Genomic DNA, 16,412 nt, shown 5'->3' with positions numbered 1-16,412 from the left:
GGGGCTCACCGGCCGGCCGCCATCAGCTCGGCGGCGCCGCGGTCGAGCAGGTCGGCCGCGATGTCGCGGCCGAGGCGCTCGGCGGCCTCGATCGGTCCGGTGAGGGAGGCGCGGACGGCGTCGCTGCCGTCCAGCGCGGTGACCGAGGCGCGGAGGTACAGCTCGGGGCCGTCCTCCCCCTCGGCGAGCTCGGCGTAGGCGGCCACCGGGGCGCTGCACCCGGCCTCCAGGGTGGCCAGGGCGGTGCGCTCGGCCAGCACGCACGCCCGGGTGCCGGGGTCGTCGAGCGTGGCCAGCAGCGCGCGGGTGCCCTCGTCCCCGCTGCGGCACTCGACGGCCAGGGCGCCCTGGGCCGGCGCAGGGAGGACCTGCAGCGGGTCGAGGGTCTCGGTCACGGCGTCGAGCCGGCCCAGCCGCGTCAACCCGGCCCGTGCCAGCACCACCGCGTCGAGATCCCCCGGGACGACCCGGCTCACCCGGGTGTCCACGTTGCCGCGGATCGGCACCACCTCGAGGCCGAGGCCGAGGGCGCGCAGCTGGGCGACGCGGCGCGGCGCGCCGGTCCCCACCCGCGACCCCGGCGGCAGCTCGCCGAGGGTCAGCCCGTCCCGGGCCACCAGCGCGTCGCGGGGGTCCTCCCGCGGCGGGACGGCGGCCACCGACAGGCCCGGCTCGGGCAGCGTCGGGAGGTCCTTGTAGCTGTGGACGGCGACGTCGACCGACCCCTCGAGCAGCGCCCGGCGGATCGCGGCGACGAAGACGCCGGTGCCCCCGAGCTGCGCGATGGCCGCCGACGACCGGTCGCCCTCCGTGCTGATGGGCACCAGCCGGACCGCGACCCCGGTGGCCGCGGTGAGGGCGTCGGCGACCGCCCGGGACTGGGTGGTGGCCAGCAGGCTGGCGCGGGTGCCCAGCCGCAGGGTGGTGGTGGAGACGCTCACGAGCTCCCCCCGCGCCGCAGCTCGTCGGGGTCGACGGTGACCGCCTCGGCCAGGTTGGTCCGCTCGGGGGTCAGCTCGGCGTCGATGCCCAGCCCGAACAGGGCGCGCAGCGCGTCGGCGTAGTCGACCCCGCCGGGGGCGCCGGCCAGCTCCTTGACGCGGACGGTCGGCTCGTGCAGCAGCTTGTCGACGACGCGGCGGACGGTGCGGGCCACCTCCGCGCGGGCCTTGGCGTCGAGGTCCGGCACCCGGGCCGACAGCCGCAGCAGCTCGGCGTCCACGACCTCGGCGGCCTGGCTGCGCAGGGCCGACACCGTGGGGGCGACGGCCGCGGCCTGCCGCTCGGCCCGCAGCAGCGCGGTCTCGGCCTCGATGAGCGCGTGCGCGGAGGCGATGTCGTCCGCACCGACCGCCCCGGCGACCGGGTCGGCGGACGGGGTCGCGCCCTCGCGCTTCTCGCTCTGCAGGAGGGCCAGGTCCACGACGTGCACGCCCGGCAGGCCGGCCACGCCGGGGTCGACGTCGCGGGGCAGCGCGAGGTCGACCACCACCAGCGGGCGGCCCGCGCGGCCGGTCATGGCGGCGCCGACCACGTCGGTGCCCACGACCAGCCCCCGGGCCCCGGTGCAGGTGACCAGGACGTCGGCCCCGGCCAGCTCCTCGGCCAGGTCCCCGAGCCCGGCGGCGCGGCCCTCGACGGCCTCGGCCAGCCGCTGCGCGGAGGCCGGCGTGCGGCTGATGACCGTCACGCCCGCGCCGCGGCGGGCCAGCGTGGTGGCGGCCAGCGCACCCATCGAGCCGGCGCCGACGACCAGCACCCCGCGCCCGGCCAGCGGGCCGATGCGCTCCTCGGCGCGGTCGAGGGAGACCGACACCAGCGAGGCCCCGGCGCGGTCGATGCCGGTCTCGGAGTGCACCCGCTTGCCCACCCGCAGAGCGCGCTGCGCCACCGGGTGCAGGGCCCGGCCCACGGTGCCCCGCTCGCGGGCCAGCGCGTAGGCGGTGCGCAGCTGCCCGAGCACCTGGGTCTCGCCGACGACCATGGAGTCCAGGCCCGCGGCGACGGTGAACAGGTGGCGGACCGCCTCGTCCTCGTAGTGCACGGTGACGTAGGGCGAGAGCTCCTCGACGGTGGCCCCCGCCTGGCGGGCCAGCACCCGGCTGACCTCCGCGACGCCCCCGTGGAAGCGGTCGACCTCGGCGAAGACCTCGACCCGGTTGCAGGTGGCGAGCACCATGGCCTCGCTCACGTGCGGGGTGTCGACGAGCTCGTGCAGGGCCTTGGTCGTCTCGTCGGCGCCCATCGCGAACTGCTCGAGCAGCGCGACCGGTGCGGTCTGGTGGCTCACGCCCACGGCCAGCAGGCTCATGCCGGCACCTCCACGGCCGGCGCGGGCAGCGCCGGGGCACCGGCGTCGCGCTGCTGGCCGAGGAAGGCCAGGACCTGCAGCTCGACGGAGAGGTCCACCTGGCGGACGTCGACGTCCCCCGGCGCGACGAGCGCCACCGGTGCGAAGTTCAAGATGCTCCTCACCCCGGCCGCGGTGAGCCGGTCGCAGACCGACTGCGCGACCTCGGCCGGTGTCGCGATGACCCCGATGCTGGCCGCCGTCGCGGCGACCACCTCGGCGAGCTCCTCCATCGGGCGGACCGGCTGCCCGCCGACGCGCTGCCCGACCCGCGCGGGGGCGGCGTCGAACAGCCCGACGAAGCGGAAGCCCCGGCCGCCGAAGCCGGCGTAGTCGGCCAGGGCCGCGCCGAGGTTGCCGATGCCCACGAGCACGCAGGCGCGCGAGCGCTCGACACCGAGCACCCGGGCGATCCGGTCCCGCAGGGTGGCCACCTCGTAGCCCACCCCGCGCACGCCGCACGGGCCCAGGTGGGAGAGGTCCTTGCGCAGCCCGGCCGGGTTGACGCCGGCGGCCGACGCGAGCTCACCGGAGGAGACGGTGGTGCGACCACCGTCCGCCAGGCCGGTCAGCACCCGGAGGTACACGGCGAGGCGGGCGACGGTGGCCTCCGGGATCCGGGGCCGCGGCTGCGTCACGGGCTCTCCACAGCGGTCGCACCCGCGGGCCGGCGGGCGCCGGTGCTGACGGACGACATCGGGGAGCCGGGCACTCCTGCCCGGCGAACGCCACGGTAACCGCTTGTGAACGCAGGAACAAAGTCGCCGGGGGCCTCCGGGGCCGTCACCGGCGCGGATCCACCCGCCTGTGGTGAGGACCATACCCCGGGAGCCGCTGCGGTCCCCCGTCGGGTGGCCGGCACGCGGCCCTGGGCCCGCGCGGCGGGCCGTCACCCCGACCGGACCAGCCGGAACTTCGCCCCCGGCGCGGTCGCCAGCGACGGCACGGGCCGGACGTCGACCGGCGGGGGCAGCGCGCCGGTCGACGTGACCGCCGCCACCAGCGCCGCGCGCAACCGCTCGGGCACGTCCGCGGCGGCGCCCGGCCCCAGCACGACCTGCGCGTGCAGGCCGGTCGCGTCGTGCACGAAGGCGTACTGGCCGACCCCGGGGAAGGGCGCCACCGCGGAACCCAGCACCGACGGGTGGACCGGCACGCGGGCGCCGTCCGGGCCGGGCAGGTGCAGGATGTCCGCGGTGCGACCGTCCACCGAGGCCAGGCAGCGCCACGGCCGGCCGGCGGGGTTGGGCCGCACCGACTCGGTGACGGCGTCGGTGAGCTCGTAGCGGACCAGCGGCTGGGCGCGGTCGACGAGGTTGGTCACGAGCACCCGCGCGCCGGGGGTGCCGGCGGGGACGGGGCGGCCGTCCTCGTCGACGACCTCGACCACGACGACGTCCTCGGCGACCTCGAGCTCCGGGTGCTCCGGGGTGCTGGAGGCGATGACCGGGGCCTCCGTGGCGGCGTACATCCCGACCGGCTCGACCCCCCAGGCGGCCCGGACCCGGCGGCGCAGGTCGGCGGTGAGCGCCTCCGACCCGAAGGCCACCGACCGCGGCGTGATGTGCAGCCGCCCGGCCACCTGCTCGTCGGCGAGCAGGCCGCCCAGCCCGGCCGCGCAGATGAGGACGTCGGGCCGCATCGCGTCCAGCGCGGCCGCGAGCCGGGGCAGCGGGGTCGCGGCCGTCAGCGGCGCCGGTGCTCCCGGCGGGGCGAGGACCTGCCGGGTCAGGTGCGCCGGGCTCGGGCTGCCGATGGCGGCCACCCGCTGGCCCGGCCGCATGCCGGCGCGGCGCCCCGCCCGCTCGGTCACCGCCCGCCATGTCGCGGCCTCCCGCTCGGTGAGGACGACGAGCGCGCGCCGGCCGGTGGTCCCCGACGTCGTGGCCACGCGGTACGCGCCGAGGAACGACCGGCCGGGGTCCTCCCCGGCGAGGTGCGCCTCCAGGTCCGCCCGGCGCAGCCGCGGGTCGCAGACGACCCGGTCGAACTGCTCCATCAGCGTGGTCTTGGTGAGCACGGGGAGCTCGGCCAGCGGGCGGTCGGCCGCGTCGGGGCCGAGCACCTCCCGGTAGTACGGGGACCGCCTGCTCGCGTGGGCCAGGAGCGTCCGCAGCCGCCGGCGCTGCAGCGCCAGCACCCGGTCGCGGGTCCACCCGTCGCGCAGGCCGATCGCCGTCCCGGCCGCGTCGACCGTCGTCCCTGCCATGACCCCTCCCCGGGTGCCGTGGTCGCGGACCCGACGGTCCTCGCGGTCCTCCGGGGGGCACCAGGGGCGCTCGTCACCGGTCCGGCGGGCAGCGGTGCGGCGACCGGCGGGCCCCGCGGGCCTACAGTCGTCCGGACCCGCTCCGCCCCTCCGGCGAGGAGGCCCCCGTGCCGACGGTGACGATCGACGACCGGGCCCTGTCGGTGGACGACCTGCTCGCCGTCGTCGACGGCGCACGGGTGGAGCTGGGCACCGCGGCGCGGGAGGCGATCGCGGCCGCCCGCGCCGTGGTCGACGAGGCGCTGTCCTCGCACGCCGCGGTCTACGGCCTGACCACGCAGGTCGGGCACCTGCGTGACACCCGGCTGTCCGAGGAGGAGATCCGCGGCGAGCAGGAGTTCCTCGTCCGGTCGCACGCGGGCGGGGTCGGGCCCCCGCTGCCGGTGCCCGTGGTGCGCGCGGCGCTGGCCGTGCGGCTGGCCGGCATCGCGCGGGGCGGGTCGGGGGCGTCGGTGGCGGCCGCCGAGACGCTGGCGGCGATGCTCAACGCCGGGGTCCACCCGGTGGTGCCGGAGACCGGGTCGGTGGGGGCGGCCGACATCGGGCAGATGGCCGGGATGGCCCAGGTGGCCATCGGCCTCGGCCGGGCCGAGCACCGCGGGGAGGTGCTCGACGGCGGCGAGGCGCTGCGGCGGGCCGGCATCGCGCCGCTGGTGCTCAGCGGCAAGGACGGCCTGGCGCTGATCTCGGCCAACGGGGTCTCGGTGGGCGAGGCGGCGCTGGTGGTCGCCCGGGCGGAGCGGACCGCCGAGGCGGCCGACGTCGCCGCCGCGCTGTCGATGGAGGCCATCCGGGCCAACCCGTCGGTCGTGCACCCCGCCGTCGGGCGGGCCCGGCCGATCCCCGGGCAGGTGGCGGCCGCCGACCACCTGCGGGACCTGCTGGCCGGCAGCGCGCTGCTCGCCCCGGGCGGGGCGGCATCGGTGCAGGACCCGCTGTCGTTCCGGGTCGTGCCGCAGGTGCACGGCGCGCTCCGCGCGCAGGTCGCGGCCACCCGCGCGGCGGTGGAGACCGAGCTGGCGGCGGCCGCCGACAACCCCCTGGTGTCGGTCGAGGACCGCACGCTGGTCAGCAACGGCAACTTCCACCCGATGGTGCTCGCCCTCGCCTGCGACGCGCTGCGGATCGGCGTCGCCGCGGTCGGGCAGCTCAGCGACCGCCGGCTGTCCCACCTGTGGGAGGCGTTCTTCCGGCAGCTGGCCGGCCCCCCGCCGTCGGCCGCCCACGGCCTGGCGCTGCGCCCCCCGGCGGCCGCGGTGGTGGCCGAGCTGAGGCAGCTCGCCGCGCCGGCGACCCTCGACGTCCCGCCGCTGGACAACGGCGTGGAGGACCACGCCACCGGCGCCCCGCTCAGCGCCCGCAAGGCCGGGGCCGCGCTGGACCTGCTGGCCGACGTCCTCGCCGTGGAGCTGCTGCTGGCCGGCGACGTCCTGGCCCCCGGCAGCGCGGGCACGGCACCGGACGGGCGGGCCCTGGGCACCGGCCCCCGCGCCGCGCTGGAGCTCGTCCGGGCGGCGACGGCCGCGGCCGAGCCGTACCCGGACGCCGTCCACCGGGCGCTGCGGGAGCGGTTCCCCGGGAGCCACCCGCGCGGCTGAGCCCCGGGCGGACCACGGTCAGACCAGGCCGAGGTCCCGGCGCAGCCGCGGCACGTCCACGGTGAAGTAGGAGTGCTCGCGGCCGTCGAGCAGCACGACGGGCACCCGGTCGCCGTACTCGGCCTGCAGCTCGGGGTCGGCGTCGACGTCCACCGCGGTCACCGTCGTCCCGGCCTCCGCGGCGATGCGCTCGAGGGTCTCGGCGGCCACCTGGCAGAGGTGGCACCCGTCCCGGGTCAGGAGCCGCAGGTCAGGCATCGTCGTCCTCCTCCCGCGGGCCGCTGTCGGGCCGGGAGAGGCCGAGCTCGCGCAGCCGGGCCCGGCTCACCTTGCCGGTCAGCGAGTGCGGGAGCGCGGCCAGCACCTGCACCGACGTCGGCACCTTGTACCGGGCCAGCGAGGCCGCCGCGTGCGCGCGCAGCTCCCCGTAGGTCAGCGTCCGCCCGGGGCGCAGCGCCACGACGGCCCGCACGGAGTTCCCGGTCCGGGGGTCGGGGACGCCGATCACCGCGCTCTCGGCGACGGCCGGGTGGCTGTCCAGCACCCGCTCGACCTCCGCGGGGTAGACGTTGAAGCCGCTGACCAGGACCAGGTCGCTGCGCCGGTCGACGAGGTGCAGGTCGCCGTCCTCGTCGGCGTAGGCCAGGTCCCCGGTGGCCAGCCACCCGTCGGCGTCCGGCCCGTCGGCCCCGTCGGGCCAGTACCCCGAGAACAGGTTCGGGCCGCGCACCCAGATCTCGCCCGGGCCGTCCTCGCCCCCGTCGCCCCCCTCGCGCTCCGCCGTGGGCTCGTGCAGGGCGGTGTCGCGCAGCTGCACCTCGACCCCCGGCAGCGGGCCGCCGATGCAGGCCGGCTTCGGCCGCCCGGTGGCCAGCGTGCTCGTCACGACCGGGCAGGCCTCGGTGAGCCCGTAGCCCTCCCACACGGTGACCGCGGCCCGCTCGCGCATCGCCGTCCAGACCTCGGCCGGCAGCGGCGCCGCGCCGGAGGAGGCGATCCGGACCGCGGCGAAGGCCCGCCGCAGCGCGGCGTCGGAGCCGGCCGCGTCCGCCTCCGCCAGCCAGGCCTGGTACATCGGCGGGGCGCCGGGGACGGCGGTGACCTCCTCGGCGGCCATGACCGCCAGCGTCGCGGCCGGGTCGAAGGCGTCCACGAGCACCGCGCAGGCCCCGGTGGCCGCGACCAGCCCGAACCCGGCGTTGAGGCCGTAGACGTGGAACAGCGGCAGGACGAGCAGCACCCGGTCGTCGGGCCGCACCGCCGGCGGGTCCATCGCCAGGCACTGCTCCTGGTTGGCCCGCAGCGCGGCGGCCGTGAGCACCGCGCCGCGCGGTCGGCCGGTCGTGCCGCTGGTGTAGGCCAGGAAGGCCGGCGCCGAGGGCTCCTCCGGCCGGGCCGGCGGGTCGCCGTCCCCGTGCGGCGGCCCGGCGACCACCGGCACGCCGGCCAGGGGCGGCCGGTCGGTGGAGGCCACCAGCAGCGACGCCCCGGAGTCGCCGAGCACGAACTCGAGCTCGGGGTCGGTGTAGGCGGTGTTGACGGGGACGACGACGCAGCCGGCGCGCAGCGCGCCGAGCACCGCCCGCAGCCAGGCGCTGCCGTTGGGCAGCTGCACCGCGACCCGGTCACCGGGCGCGAGGCCCCGGGCGGCGAAACCGGCCGCGGCCCGGTCCACCTGCGCGTCGAGCTCGGCCCAGCTGAGCCGTTCCTCCCCCGCCACCACCGCGGGCGCCTCCGGTCGGGCGCGGGCGGCCGCCCGCACCAGGGCGGGCAGGGTCGTCGCGGGCTGGGTCACGGCTCTCCCCTCGGTCGGCGGTCGGTCCCCCGGGACGGCGACGGCCGGGCCGTCCCCGGGCGCGCGGGACCACCGGCCGGCGCGACGGCACCGGTCCCGCGCGATCGTGTCACCACCGGCGCGGGTGCGCAGCCTCCACGCGCCGGGCCCGCGTCGGGCGCCGGAGCGGCCGCCGCTAGGGTCCGGGGGGCAGCCACCACCGCCGGACCGGGCCGCCGGGACGGCGGCGAACCAGGGAGGTCCTCGTGCCCGGAGTGCCGTTCCGCGGCCGCCGGAAGCGCGCGGGTGGTCCGCCGGACGAGGAGACCCGCGCGGTCCTCGCCGGTGCCGCGTCGGCGGCCGCGGCGGAGGTCGAGCCGGCACCGGCCGTCGTCCCCGACCTCGCCGCTGCGGCGTTCTTCGACGTCGACAACACGATGATGATGGGCGCCTCGCTGTTCTGGTTCGCCCGCGGGCTGGCGGCGCGGGACTACTTCAAGGCCCGGGACCTCGCGCTGTTCGTCTGGCAGCAGGCCAAGTTCCGCATCGCCGGCAACGAGAGCGCCGACGACATGCACACCATCCGGGAGAACGCGCTGGCCTTCGTCGCCGGCCGCCCGGTGGAGGAGATCGTCGCCGTCGGCGAGGAGATCTACGACGAGCTGATGGCCGACCGGATCTGGACCGGCACCCGCCTGCTGGCGCAGAAGCACCTGGACGCCGGCCAGCGGGTCTGGCTGGTCACCGCCACCCCGGTCGAGCTGGCCCGGATCATCGCCCACCGGCTGGGTCTGACCGGGGCGCTCGGCACGGTGGCCGAGGTGGTCGACGGGCGCTACACCGGCCGGCTGGTCGGGGAGCTCATGCACGGGGAGGCCAAGGCCGAGGCGGTGCGCGCGCTGGCCGACCGGGAGGGCCTGGACCTCTCCCGCAGCACCGCCTACAGCGACAGCTCGAACGACCTGCCGATGCTGACCCTCACCGGCTCGGCGGTGGCCGTGAACCCGGACACCGAGCTCCGGGCGGTGGCGCGGTCGCGGGGGTGGGACGTGCGCGACTTCCGGACCGGGCGCAAGGCCGTGAAGACCGTCGTCCCGACGGTGGCCGCGGCCGCCGTGTCGGGAGGGCTGGTCGGCGGGGCGGTCGCCCTGCGCCGCCGCAACCGCTGGCCGTTCTGAGCAACTCGTCGCCCTCCGGGCGACACCGCGGCCAGGTGCCGTCCCCCCGCTGCGACGAGCGCACCCTGCCACTCCTCGGGGACCCTCCGGGCCCCACTCGTCGCGGCACCTCGCAGGGCGGCACCAGCCACCACCGCGGCCAGGTGCCGTCCCCCCGCTGCGACGAGCGCACCCTGCCACTCCTCGGGGACCCTCCGGGCCCCGCTCGTCGGGTTCAGCCCCAGACGGAGGGGCGCTGCAGGAGGAGCTGGTAGAGCGACTGCTGGATGGTCTCGCGCACCTGGTCGGTCAGGTTGAACACCAGCATCGGGTCCTCGGCCGCCGCCGGGCCGTAGGACGCCGTCTCGATCGGTTCCCCGAAGGCGATCAGCCACTTGGAGGGCAGCGGTACCAGGCCCAGGGGGCCCAGCGCCGGGAAGGTCGGCGTGATCGGGAAGTAGGGCAGCCCGAGGAGGCGGGCCAGGGTGCGGGAGTTGCCGATCAGCGGGTAGATCTCCTCGGCGCCGACGATCGCGCACGGGATGATCGGCGCGCCCGTCCGCAGCGCCGCGGTGACGAAACCCCCGCGGCCGAAGCGCTGCAGCGTGTACCGCTCGCGGAAGGGCTTGCCGATGCCCTTGAACCCCTCGGGGAAAACGCCCACGAGCTCACCGGCGGTGAGCAGGCGCTCGGCGTCCTCGTTGCAGGCCAGCGTCGAGCCGAGCTTGCGCGCCACCGAGCCGACGACGGGCAGGTCGAACACCAGGTCGGCACCGAGCAGCCGCAGCCGCCGCCGGGCCGGGTGGTCGTCGTGCAGCGCCACCGTGGTCATCATCGCGTCGACCGGCACCGTGCCCGAGTGGTTGGCCACGACCAGGCCGCCGCCGGTGGCCGGGACGTTCTCCAGCCCCTGCGTCTCCACGCGGAACCAGCGCTCGAACAGCGGCCGCAGCAGCGGCATCAGCAGGTGGTCGGTCAGGTCGGGGTCGAAGCCGAACTCGTCGGTCTCGTAGTCCCCGGTGAGCCGTCGGCTGAGGAACTCCAGCCCGCCGGCCACCTGCTCCTCCCAGCTCGCCGCCGGGCGGGGCGACGCCCGCGGCTCGTCGTCCTCGGGGCGCAGCGGGATGACCCGCGCCTCAGGCATCGCGCACCGCCCGCAGGGGCGGGGCCGCGGGGGCCGGCCGCAGCCGGTCCCCCACCGCGCCCGCGGTCGCGCCGACCCGGTGCACCAGCCCGGCCGCGGAGCCGGTCACGGCCCGGACGGCCTCCGGCGGGACGACCGGCGGGACGGTCCGCGCGTAGTCGTCGAGGGCCTCCGCCGTGCTGTAGCGCGGCGTGTAGCCGAACTCGCGGCGCAGCACCGTGGTGTCCACGACCCGGCCGAAGTTGAGGAAGCGCATCTGCTCGGGCGAGTAGTCGACGAGGCCGAGGCGGCGGGTGAGCCGGCCGACCGAGCCGAGCGCGGGCGCGGGCAGCGGGAGCTGCAGGCGACCGAGCCGGCGGATGACCTGGGAGAGCAGCAGGGTCCCGCTCCCGCCGACGTTGACCGTGCCGGCGAAGTCGCCGGTCGTCGCGCGGGCCAGCACCGCCAGGGCGTCGTCCTCGTGCAGCAGCTGCACCCGCGCGTCGTAACCGAGGGCCGTGGGAACCACGGGCATCCGCAGGAAGGAGGTGAGGACCGAGTCGATCCGCGGGCCGATGAAGTTGGTGAACCGCAGCGCGGCGACGCCGACGTCCGGCCGGCGACGGGCGAACGAGCGCACGTAGCCCTCGATGTCGAGGCTGTCCTTGGCGAACCCGCCCGAGGGGACCCGCCGGGCCTGCATCGCCTCGGTGAAGACGGCGGGGTCGCGCGAGGAGGCGCCGTACACGGCGCTGGTCGACTTCAGCACCAGGCGCCGGACCGACGTCGACCGCTGGCAGGCGGCCAGCAGCTGCATGGTGCCGATGACGTTGAGCTCCTTCATCAGCCCGCGCCCCCCGGAGCCGGCCGGCGTGGCGCTGATGTTCATGTGCACCACGGTGTCGACCGACGCGGTCGCGATGACCTTGCCGATCAGCGGGTTGCGGATGTCGGCCCGCACGAACTCCGTGCGGCCGAGGCGGCGGAGCAGCTCCGTCGACGGGGGGACCGTGTCCACCCCGATGACCCGCTCGATGGCGGGGTCGCGAGCGAGCTCGGCCGCCAACGCACCGCCCAGCCACCGGCTGACGCCGGTGACGAGGACGACCGCGGGCGGCACGAGCGTCAGCTCACTTCTTGTTGCGTCGCTGGACGCGCGTCTTCTTCAGCAGCTTGCGGTGCTTCTTCTTCGCCATCCGCTTGCGGCGCTTCTTGATGACCGAACCCATACCAGTGCTCCCGACGTCGTGGGCGCGGACGTCCACCGGTGACCGGGGAGGTCACGCCGGGCGCCGCGCGAGGTGATCAGCTCGTGTGCGACGACCCGCACCACGGGTGCGTCGCTCGGCGACCGAGCGTACCCGGCCGGCCCGCGGCGACGCTGCCGCGGGAACCGGTCCCGGGGGTGCACCCACCCGGAGGGGGTGGTGGCCTCCCTGCGGGCTCCCGACGCGGGCCTGCGCGCGGCGGGGGCAGGGTGGCCCCGCCCAGGGTTCCGCCCTGGGCCTGCGGAGGGCGGGAGGACGGGGGCCCTGCTCAGGCGATGTCGGTGTAGGCGTCGCGCAGGTAGTCCTGGACGGCGCGCTCCGGCACGCGGAAGGAGCGGCCGACGCGGACGGCGGACAGCTCGCCGGCGTGCACGAGGCGGTACACGGTCATCTTGGAGACGCGCATCATGCTCGCCACCTCGGCGACGGTCAGGAAGGTGACCGCGGCGCGCGGGGCCGGGACGGCCGGGCGACCGACGGGCATGGCGGCCGGGTGGGCCGGGGCGATCGGGCGGGCCATGGTGGCGGCGGCGACCGGGCGGCCGACCGGGCGGGGGCCCGGGATGCCCTGACGGGCGTAGACGGCGGCAGGGGCAGTGCGCTGGGGCATGGTCATGACTTCATCTCCGGACCTAGCACGTGTCGGGCGCCGGCTTCCCCACCGACTACGGGTCACGCACGTGCTGATACAGAGCGTAGGGGGACACGCGTGACAGAAGCGATGGAAGAAACGGACAGGCGGACCGGTCCGTCCTCGGCAGAACTACACCTATGTAGCTCAGTCGACATGTTGTCGGGCGAGTCGTCCACAGGAAGTTCGCAACTCGTCACGGATTGTCGACTTGGCGGTGGGCAACCGGGTTACGGTCACCGGTCCTGTGCGGCCTCCCCCAGCTCGACCGAGCGGGCGTGGGCCGCCTCGATCGCCGCGATGAGCGCCGCCCGGACGCCGTGCCGCTCCAGCTCGCGGACCGCCGCGATCGTCGTCCCGCCGGGGCTGGTGACCGCCTCGCGCAGCTGCACCGGGTGCTCGCCCGAGTCGCGCAGCATCACCGCCGCCCCCAGGGCGGTCTGCACGATGAGGTCGGCGGCCAGCGCCCGCGGCAGACCCAGCAGGATGCCGGCGTCGATCATCGCCTCGACCAGGTAGAAGAAGTACGCCGGGCCGCTGCCCGAGAGGGCGGTGACCGCGTCCTGCTGGCTCTCCGGGACCCGCCGGACCCGCCCGACCGCGGCCAGCAGCGCCTCGGCCTCGTCGAGGTGCTCCTCCCCGGCGTGCGCCCCGGCGGAGAGCACGCTCATCCCCTCGTCGACCAGCGCCGGCGTGTTCGGCATGACCCGGACGACGGGGACCCCCGCGGGCAGGGCCGCCTCGATCGTCGCCGTCGGGACCCCGGCGGCGACCGACACCACCAGGTGCCCGGGGTCCACGGCCCCGGCCAGCAGCCCGAGCAGGGTGCCGATGTCCTGCGGCTTGACCGCCAGGAGCAGGACGCGGGAGCGCTCCGCCGCTTCGGCCAGCCCCAGCACCGGGACGTCGTAGCGGGCGGTCAGCTCCGCCGCCCGCTCGGGGCTGCGCTCGCAGACCACGATGCCCTCGCGGCTGCCGCGGCGGACCAGCCCGGACAGCAGCGCCTCCCCGATCTTCCCGCCCCCGATGATCGCCAGCCCCTGGCGCCCGGCGCTCACGACCGGCCCCCGCGGTGCCGCAGACCGCCGCGGACCCCGGCTCCCCAGGGCACGGCCACCCGCACCCGGTGGCCGGCCGCCACCAGGCGGCGCTGCTGCTCGATCGCGGCTCTCCACGGCATGACGTACTCCCAGGTGTGGTGTGCTCGGTCGTTCCAGGCCGCCCGCTCCCCCGCCACGGCGACCAGCCGGGGGTCGGTGGTGGCGACCCCCGGCTCCCCGCTCCCGGCCATGAGGACGGCGAGGCAGCGCGCCGCGGTGCGGTCGGCCGCCGCGCCGCCCCCGGTGCCCAGCCGGACCCGCCCGCCGGCGAGGGCGCGGCAGCGGGCCTCGGCGTCCGGGTCGGCCGCGCGCACGGCGGCGACCGCACCCGGCGTGCCCGCGACCTGCCGGTCCACCGGTTCCCCGGGGCCGGTCAGGACGACGCCGACCCCGGCGGGGAGGCCCTCCGCCGCCGGGTCCCCGGCGGGCAGCACCACCCGGCACGAGCCGGCCGGCAGCGCGTCGGCCAGCAGCGCGTCGGCCAGCAGGGCGGCCAGGTGCGCCGTCCCGTCCCCCGGCCGCTGCCCCGGCCCGGGCACGTGCAGCAGCTCGACGCGGTGGCCGGCGGCCACCAGCTCCGCGGCCACGCGGGCGGCGTCCCCGGGCCGGGGGCCGGCGCCGGCTCCGGGGCGGTCGCGCCGACCGCGCACCGCACCGCCGCCGAGCAGCCACCGGACCGGGGAGGAGGTCGACGGGGGCACGGGCGAACCGTAGTGCGCGGCGCGTGTGCTGCTCCCGGGGCCGGGGTAGCCGCCGCCGCATGGCAGGAGAACTGAACGGGATGAGGGTGGCCGTCCTCGCGACCGACGGGGTGGAGCAGGTCGAGCTCGACCGGCCCTGGCAGGCGCTCGAGGAGGCCGGCGCCCGGCCGGAGCTGGTCTCGCTGGCGTCGGGGTCGATCACCGCCTACGACCACATCGACCCGGCCGACAAGAAGGAGGTCGACGCGGTCGTCGGCTCCGCCGACCCGGACGACTACGCCGCGCTCGTGCTGCCCGGCGGTGTCATCAACGGTGACTTCGTGCGGGCCGACGCCGACGCGGTGGCCTTCGTGTCGGCCTTCTTCGAGGCCGCCAAGCCGGTGGCGGCGATCTGCCACGCCCCCTGGGTGCTGGCCGAGGCCGACGTCGTCCGGGGCCGCCGGATGACCTCCTGGCCCTCGCTGCGGACCGACCTGCGCAACGCCGGGGCGACGTGGGTCGACGAGGAGGTCGTCGTCGACGGCAACCTGGTGACCAGCCGCAAGCCCGACGACCTCGACGCCTTCGCCGCGGCGATGGTGGAGCGCTTCGCCGCCGGGGCGAGCGACCCGGACGAGGAGGGGTAGCCCCGGGCCCCGCGGGTCAGGTCCCGGACAGCAGGCCCGCGGCCGGGGCGATGGTGAGCAGCGTGCCGGCGAAGACGAGGACGGCGACCAGCCGGACGTCGGCCGGCTCCTTGTCCTGACGCTGCCGCCACGCCCCGACCGCACCGACCAGCCCGGCCACCACCACGGGGGCGAGCACCACCGCCAGCCACGGGAGCAGCTCCCAGAGCACGGTGAACAGGAAGTAGGTGCCGACGCCCGTGCCGAGGGCGACCACCAGCTCCCCGGCGAAGCGCAGCCAGGCCAGCGCTCCCTCCCGCGGGCCGAGCGCCTCGTCCTCGAGCAGCGGGGGGTCGTCCTGGGCGCGGACGACGGGGATCGGGCCGGTCGACGGGGTCGCCCCCGACGCGCGGCTCCCGGTGCCGGCGGTGACGGGCACCCCGGGCTTGCGGGAGGGCCGCAGCCCGGGGATGGCCGCGGTCGACGGCTCGTGCCGGCCGCGACCGCGTCCCGGGGCCGGCGTCGCCGTGTCCCCCGTCGCCCGGTCCCCCGTCGCCCGGTCCCCCGTCGCCCGGTCCCTCGTCGGCGTGCCCCCGGTCGCGTCGGCCCGGTCACCGGCGCGCCGGCCGAAGGCCGGCCGCTCCGCCACCCGGCCGGTGTCCCCGCCGCTGCCCCGCTGCCGGATCGGCGTCTCGCCGGTGTCACCGGACCGGGGCCGCCGCCGCCCGCTGCGCGGGGACTCGACCCCGGCCTCGCGCAGGATGTCGGCCAGGGACCGACCCCCGGTCTCGGGGTCCCGGCGCGGCTCGCTCATCGTTCCTCCCCCAGCTGGTCCAGTCGCCGGAGGATGACGCCCTCCCGCAGCGCCCACGGGCAGATCCGCACGGACGGTACGTGGAGGGCGCGCATCGCGGCCCGCGCCACGACGGCGCCGGCCGGGATCTGGTGCGCGCGGTCGGGTGAGACCCCCTGCAGCTCGGCCAGCGCCGCGGAGTCGATCCGGGCGACGAAGCCCAGCAGCTGGTCCAGCCCGTCCTGGGTGAGCCGGCGCTCGGCGCGCAGGCCGGCCGAGTACGGCGCCGCGCCGGTCAGCCGGGCGAGGGTGCGGAAGGTCTTGCTGGTGGCCGCCACGAGGTCGGGGGGACCGGCGCCGAGGAGCTCCTTCGCGGCCGGCTCGAGCAGGTCGGCGGCGTGCTCGTCGAGCTCGGCCAGCGCCCTGAGCGACGGCCGCCGGCCCTGCTGGGCGCCGGGCAGGTAGCGCCGGGTCGTCCGGCCGGCGCCCAGCGGCAGGGACAGCGCCACGTCGGGGTCCTCGTCGAGGCCGTTGGCCAGCTCCAGCGAGCCGCCGCCGATGTCGAGGACCAGCAGCCGGCCGGCGCTCCAGCCGAACCAGCGGCGGACCGCGAGGAAGGTCAGCCGGGCCTCCTCCTCGCCGCTGGTGACCTGCAGCTCGACACCGGTCCGCTCGCGGACCCGCTCCAGGACCTCGAGGCCGTTGCGCGCCTCGCGGATGGCGGAGGTCACCAGCGCCAGCAGCTGCTCGCAGCCCCGCGCCTCGGCCTGGTCGCAGGCCTGCCGCACCGCCTTGACGAGCGCCTTCTCGCCCTCCTTGGAGAGCAGGTCGTCCCGGCCGACGTGCTCGGAGAGCCGCAGCACCGACCGCTCGTCGTGCATCGGGGCCGGCTGCGCACCGCGGTGGGCGTCGACCACGAGCAGGTGGACGGTGTTCGAGCCGACGTCCAGCACCCCGAGCCGCATGCGGGTCAGTCTGCACGGCCCCCTCCGGAGGCTCGCGCCGAGCCGAGCGGAGCGGGGCGTGAGGGGAGGGGGTCCCTT

At 77.4% G+C, this 16,412-nt stretch carries 17 protein-coding genes; 3 read left to right on the top strand and 14 right to left on the bottom strand.

The features are described from left to right. Window positions 1-5: 5 nt before the first annotated feature. From hemC to D0Z06_RS01260, 4 genes are all read right to left on the bottom strand, one after another. Window positions 6-941, bottom strand: coding sequence for a hydroxymethylbilane synthase (gene hemC, locus D0Z06_RS01275; RefSeq protein WP_117375563.1), 936 nt, complete (start codon window positions 939-941; stop codon window positions 6-8). Then, window positions 938-2,311 carry a glutamyl-tRNA reductase gene (locus D0Z06_RS01270; protein WP_117375562.1) on the bottom strand — a complete coding sequence of 458 codons (1,374 nt, stop codon included), beginning with the start codon at window positions 2,309-2,311 and terminating at the stop codon, window positions 938-940. Before D0Z06_RS01270 ends, hemC begins: the two co-directional genes overlap by 4 nt. Next, window positions 2,308-2,988, bottom strand: a complete 681-nt coding sequence (locus D0Z06_RS01265) for a redox-sensing transcriptional repressor Rex (RefSeq protein WP_117375561.1) — start codon at window positions 2,986-2,988, stop codon at window positions 2,308-2,310. Before D0Z06_RS01265 ends, D0Z06_RS01270 begins: the two co-directional genes overlap by 4 nt. A 251-nt stretch (window positions 2,989-3,239) precedes the next feature. Beyond that, on the bottom strand, window positions 3,240-4,559 hold the full coding sequence (locus D0Z06_RS01260) for an AMP-binding protein (RefSeq protein ID WP_117375560.1): 1,320 nt from the start codon (window positions 4,557-4,559) through the stop codon (window positions 3,240-3,242). A 167-nt stretch (window positions 4,560-4,726) separates the two neighbouring features. Between D0Z06_RS01260 and D0Z06_RS01255 the strand changes: the two genes are divergently transcribed. Then, window positions 4,727-6,217, top strand: coding sequence for an aromatic amino acid ammonia-lyase (locus tag D0Z06_RS01255; protein ID WP_117375559.1), 1,491 nt, complete (start codon window positions 4,727-4,729; stop codon window positions 6,215-6,217). A gap of 18 nt (window positions 6,218-6,235) precedes the next feature. Here the strand turns inward: D0Z06_RS01255 and D0Z06_RS01250 are convergent, their stop codons facing one another. Both D0Z06_RS01250 and D0Z06_RS01245 read right to left on the bottom strand, forming a co-directional pair. Then, window positions 6,236-6,475, bottom strand: coding sequence for a glutaredoxin family protein (locus D0Z06_RS01250; protein ID WP_117375558.1), 240 nt, complete (start codon window positions 6,473-6,475; stop codon window positions 6,236-6,238). Continuing rightward, complete coding sequence (locus tag D0Z06_RS01245; RefSeq protein WP_117375557.1) at window positions 6,468-8,012, bottom strand: AMP-binding protein; 1,545 nt, start codon at window positions 8,010-8,012, stop codon at window positions 6,468-6,470. Before D0Z06_RS01245 ends, D0Z06_RS01250 begins: the two co-directional genes overlap by 8 nt. 245 nt (window positions 8,013-8,257) lie before the next feature. On the opposite strand from D0Z06_RS01245, the gene D0Z06_RS01240 reads away from it, so the two are divergent. Further along, window positions 8,258-9,169 carry an HAD family hydrolase gene (locus D0Z06_RS01240; protein WP_117375556.1) on the top strand — a complete coding sequence of 304 codons (912 nt, stop codon included), beginning with the start codon at window positions 8,258-8,260 and terminating at the stop codon, window positions 9,167-9,169. 214 nt (window positions 9,170-9,383) lie between these two features. On the opposite strand, the gene D0Z06_RS01235 is transcribed toward D0Z06_RS01240, so the two are convergent. From D0Z06_RS01235 to D0Z06_RS01210, 6 genes are all read right to left on the bottom strand, one after another. Then, window positions 9,384-10,292, bottom strand: coding sequence for a lysophospholipid acyltransferase family protein (locus D0Z06_RS01235; RefSeq protein ID WP_117375555.1), 909 nt, complete (start codon window positions 10,290-10,292; stop codon window positions 9,384-9,386). Continuing rightward, window positions 10,285-11,391 (bottom strand): NAD-dependent epimerase/dehydratase family protein, encoded by a 1,107-nt coding sequence (locus D0Z06_RS01230; protein ID WP_117375554.1) that lies wholly within the window; start codon window positions 11,389-11,391, stop codon window positions 10,285-10,287. Before D0Z06_RS01230 ends, D0Z06_RS01235 begins: the two co-directional genes overlap by 8 nt. A gap of 10 nt (window positions 11,392-11,401) precedes the next feature. Beyond that, the gene (locus D0Z06_RS01225; protein ID WP_012854759.1) at window positions 11,402-11,500 is read right to left on the bottom strand and encodes a 30S ribosomal protein bS22; all 99 of its coding nucleotides are present in this window, start codon (window positions 11,498-11,500) and stop codon (window positions 11,402-11,404) included. A gap of 307 nt (window positions 11,501-11,807) precedes the next feature. Further along, window positions 11,808-12,155 carry a helix-turn-helix domain-containing protein gene (locus D0Z06_RS27240; protein ID WP_304999739.1) on the bottom strand — a complete coding sequence of 116 codons (348 nt, stop codon included), beginning with the start codon at window positions 12,153-12,155 and terminating at the stop codon, window positions 11,808-11,810. A gap of 251 nt (window positions 12,156-12,406) precedes the next feature. After that, entirely contained in the window at window positions 12,407-13,228 is an 822-nt protein-coding gene (proC, locus tag D0Z06_RS01215; RefSeq protein WP_117375553.1) for a pyrroline-5-carboxylate reductase, read from the bottom strand. Continuing rightward, complete coding sequence (locus tag D0Z06_RS01210) at window positions 13,225-13,971, bottom strand: hypothetical protein (protein WP_117375552.1); 747 nt, start codon at window positions 13,969-13,971, stop codon at window positions 13,225-13,227. Before D0Z06_RS01210 ends, proC begins: the two co-directional genes overlap by 4 nt. Before the next feature lie 59 nt (window positions 13,972-14,030). Between D0Z06_RS01210 and D0Z06_RS01205 the strand changes: the two genes are divergently transcribed. After that, a complete protein-coding gene (locus D0Z06_RS01205) occupies window positions 14,031-14,597 on the top strand; it encodes a type 1 glutamine amidotransferase domain-containing protein (protein ID WP_117375551.1) in 567 nt (188 codons plus the stop codon). A gap of 16 nt (window positions 14,598-14,613) precedes the next feature. Here D0Z06_RS01205 and D0Z06_RS01200 read toward each other — a convergent pair whose 3' ends face one another. Both D0Z06_RS01200 and D0Z06_RS01195 read right to left on the bottom strand, forming a co-directional pair. Further along, complete coding sequence (locus D0Z06_RS01200; protein ID WP_117375550.1) at window positions 14,614-15,390, bottom strand: hypothetical protein; 777 nt, start codon at window positions 15,388-15,390, stop codon at window positions 14,614-14,616. Next, a complete protein-coding gene (locus tag D0Z06_RS01195; RefSeq protein ID WP_117375549.1) occupies window positions 15,387-16,334 on the bottom strand; it encodes a Ppx/GppA phosphatase family protein in 948 nt (315 codons plus the stop codon). The genes D0Z06_RS01200 and D0Z06_RS01195 overlap by 4 nt, the downstream gene beginning before the upstream one ends. Window positions 16,335-16,412: the final 78 nt, after the last annotated feature.

The organism is Geodermatophilus marinus (assembly GCF_003428645.1).
GTDB lineage: Bacteria > Actinomycetota > Actinomycetes > Mycobacteriales > Geodermatophilaceae > Geodermatophilus.
Note: the sequence above shows the minus strand (reverse complement) of the source record. Positions and strands in the feature narration are given on the sequence as shown.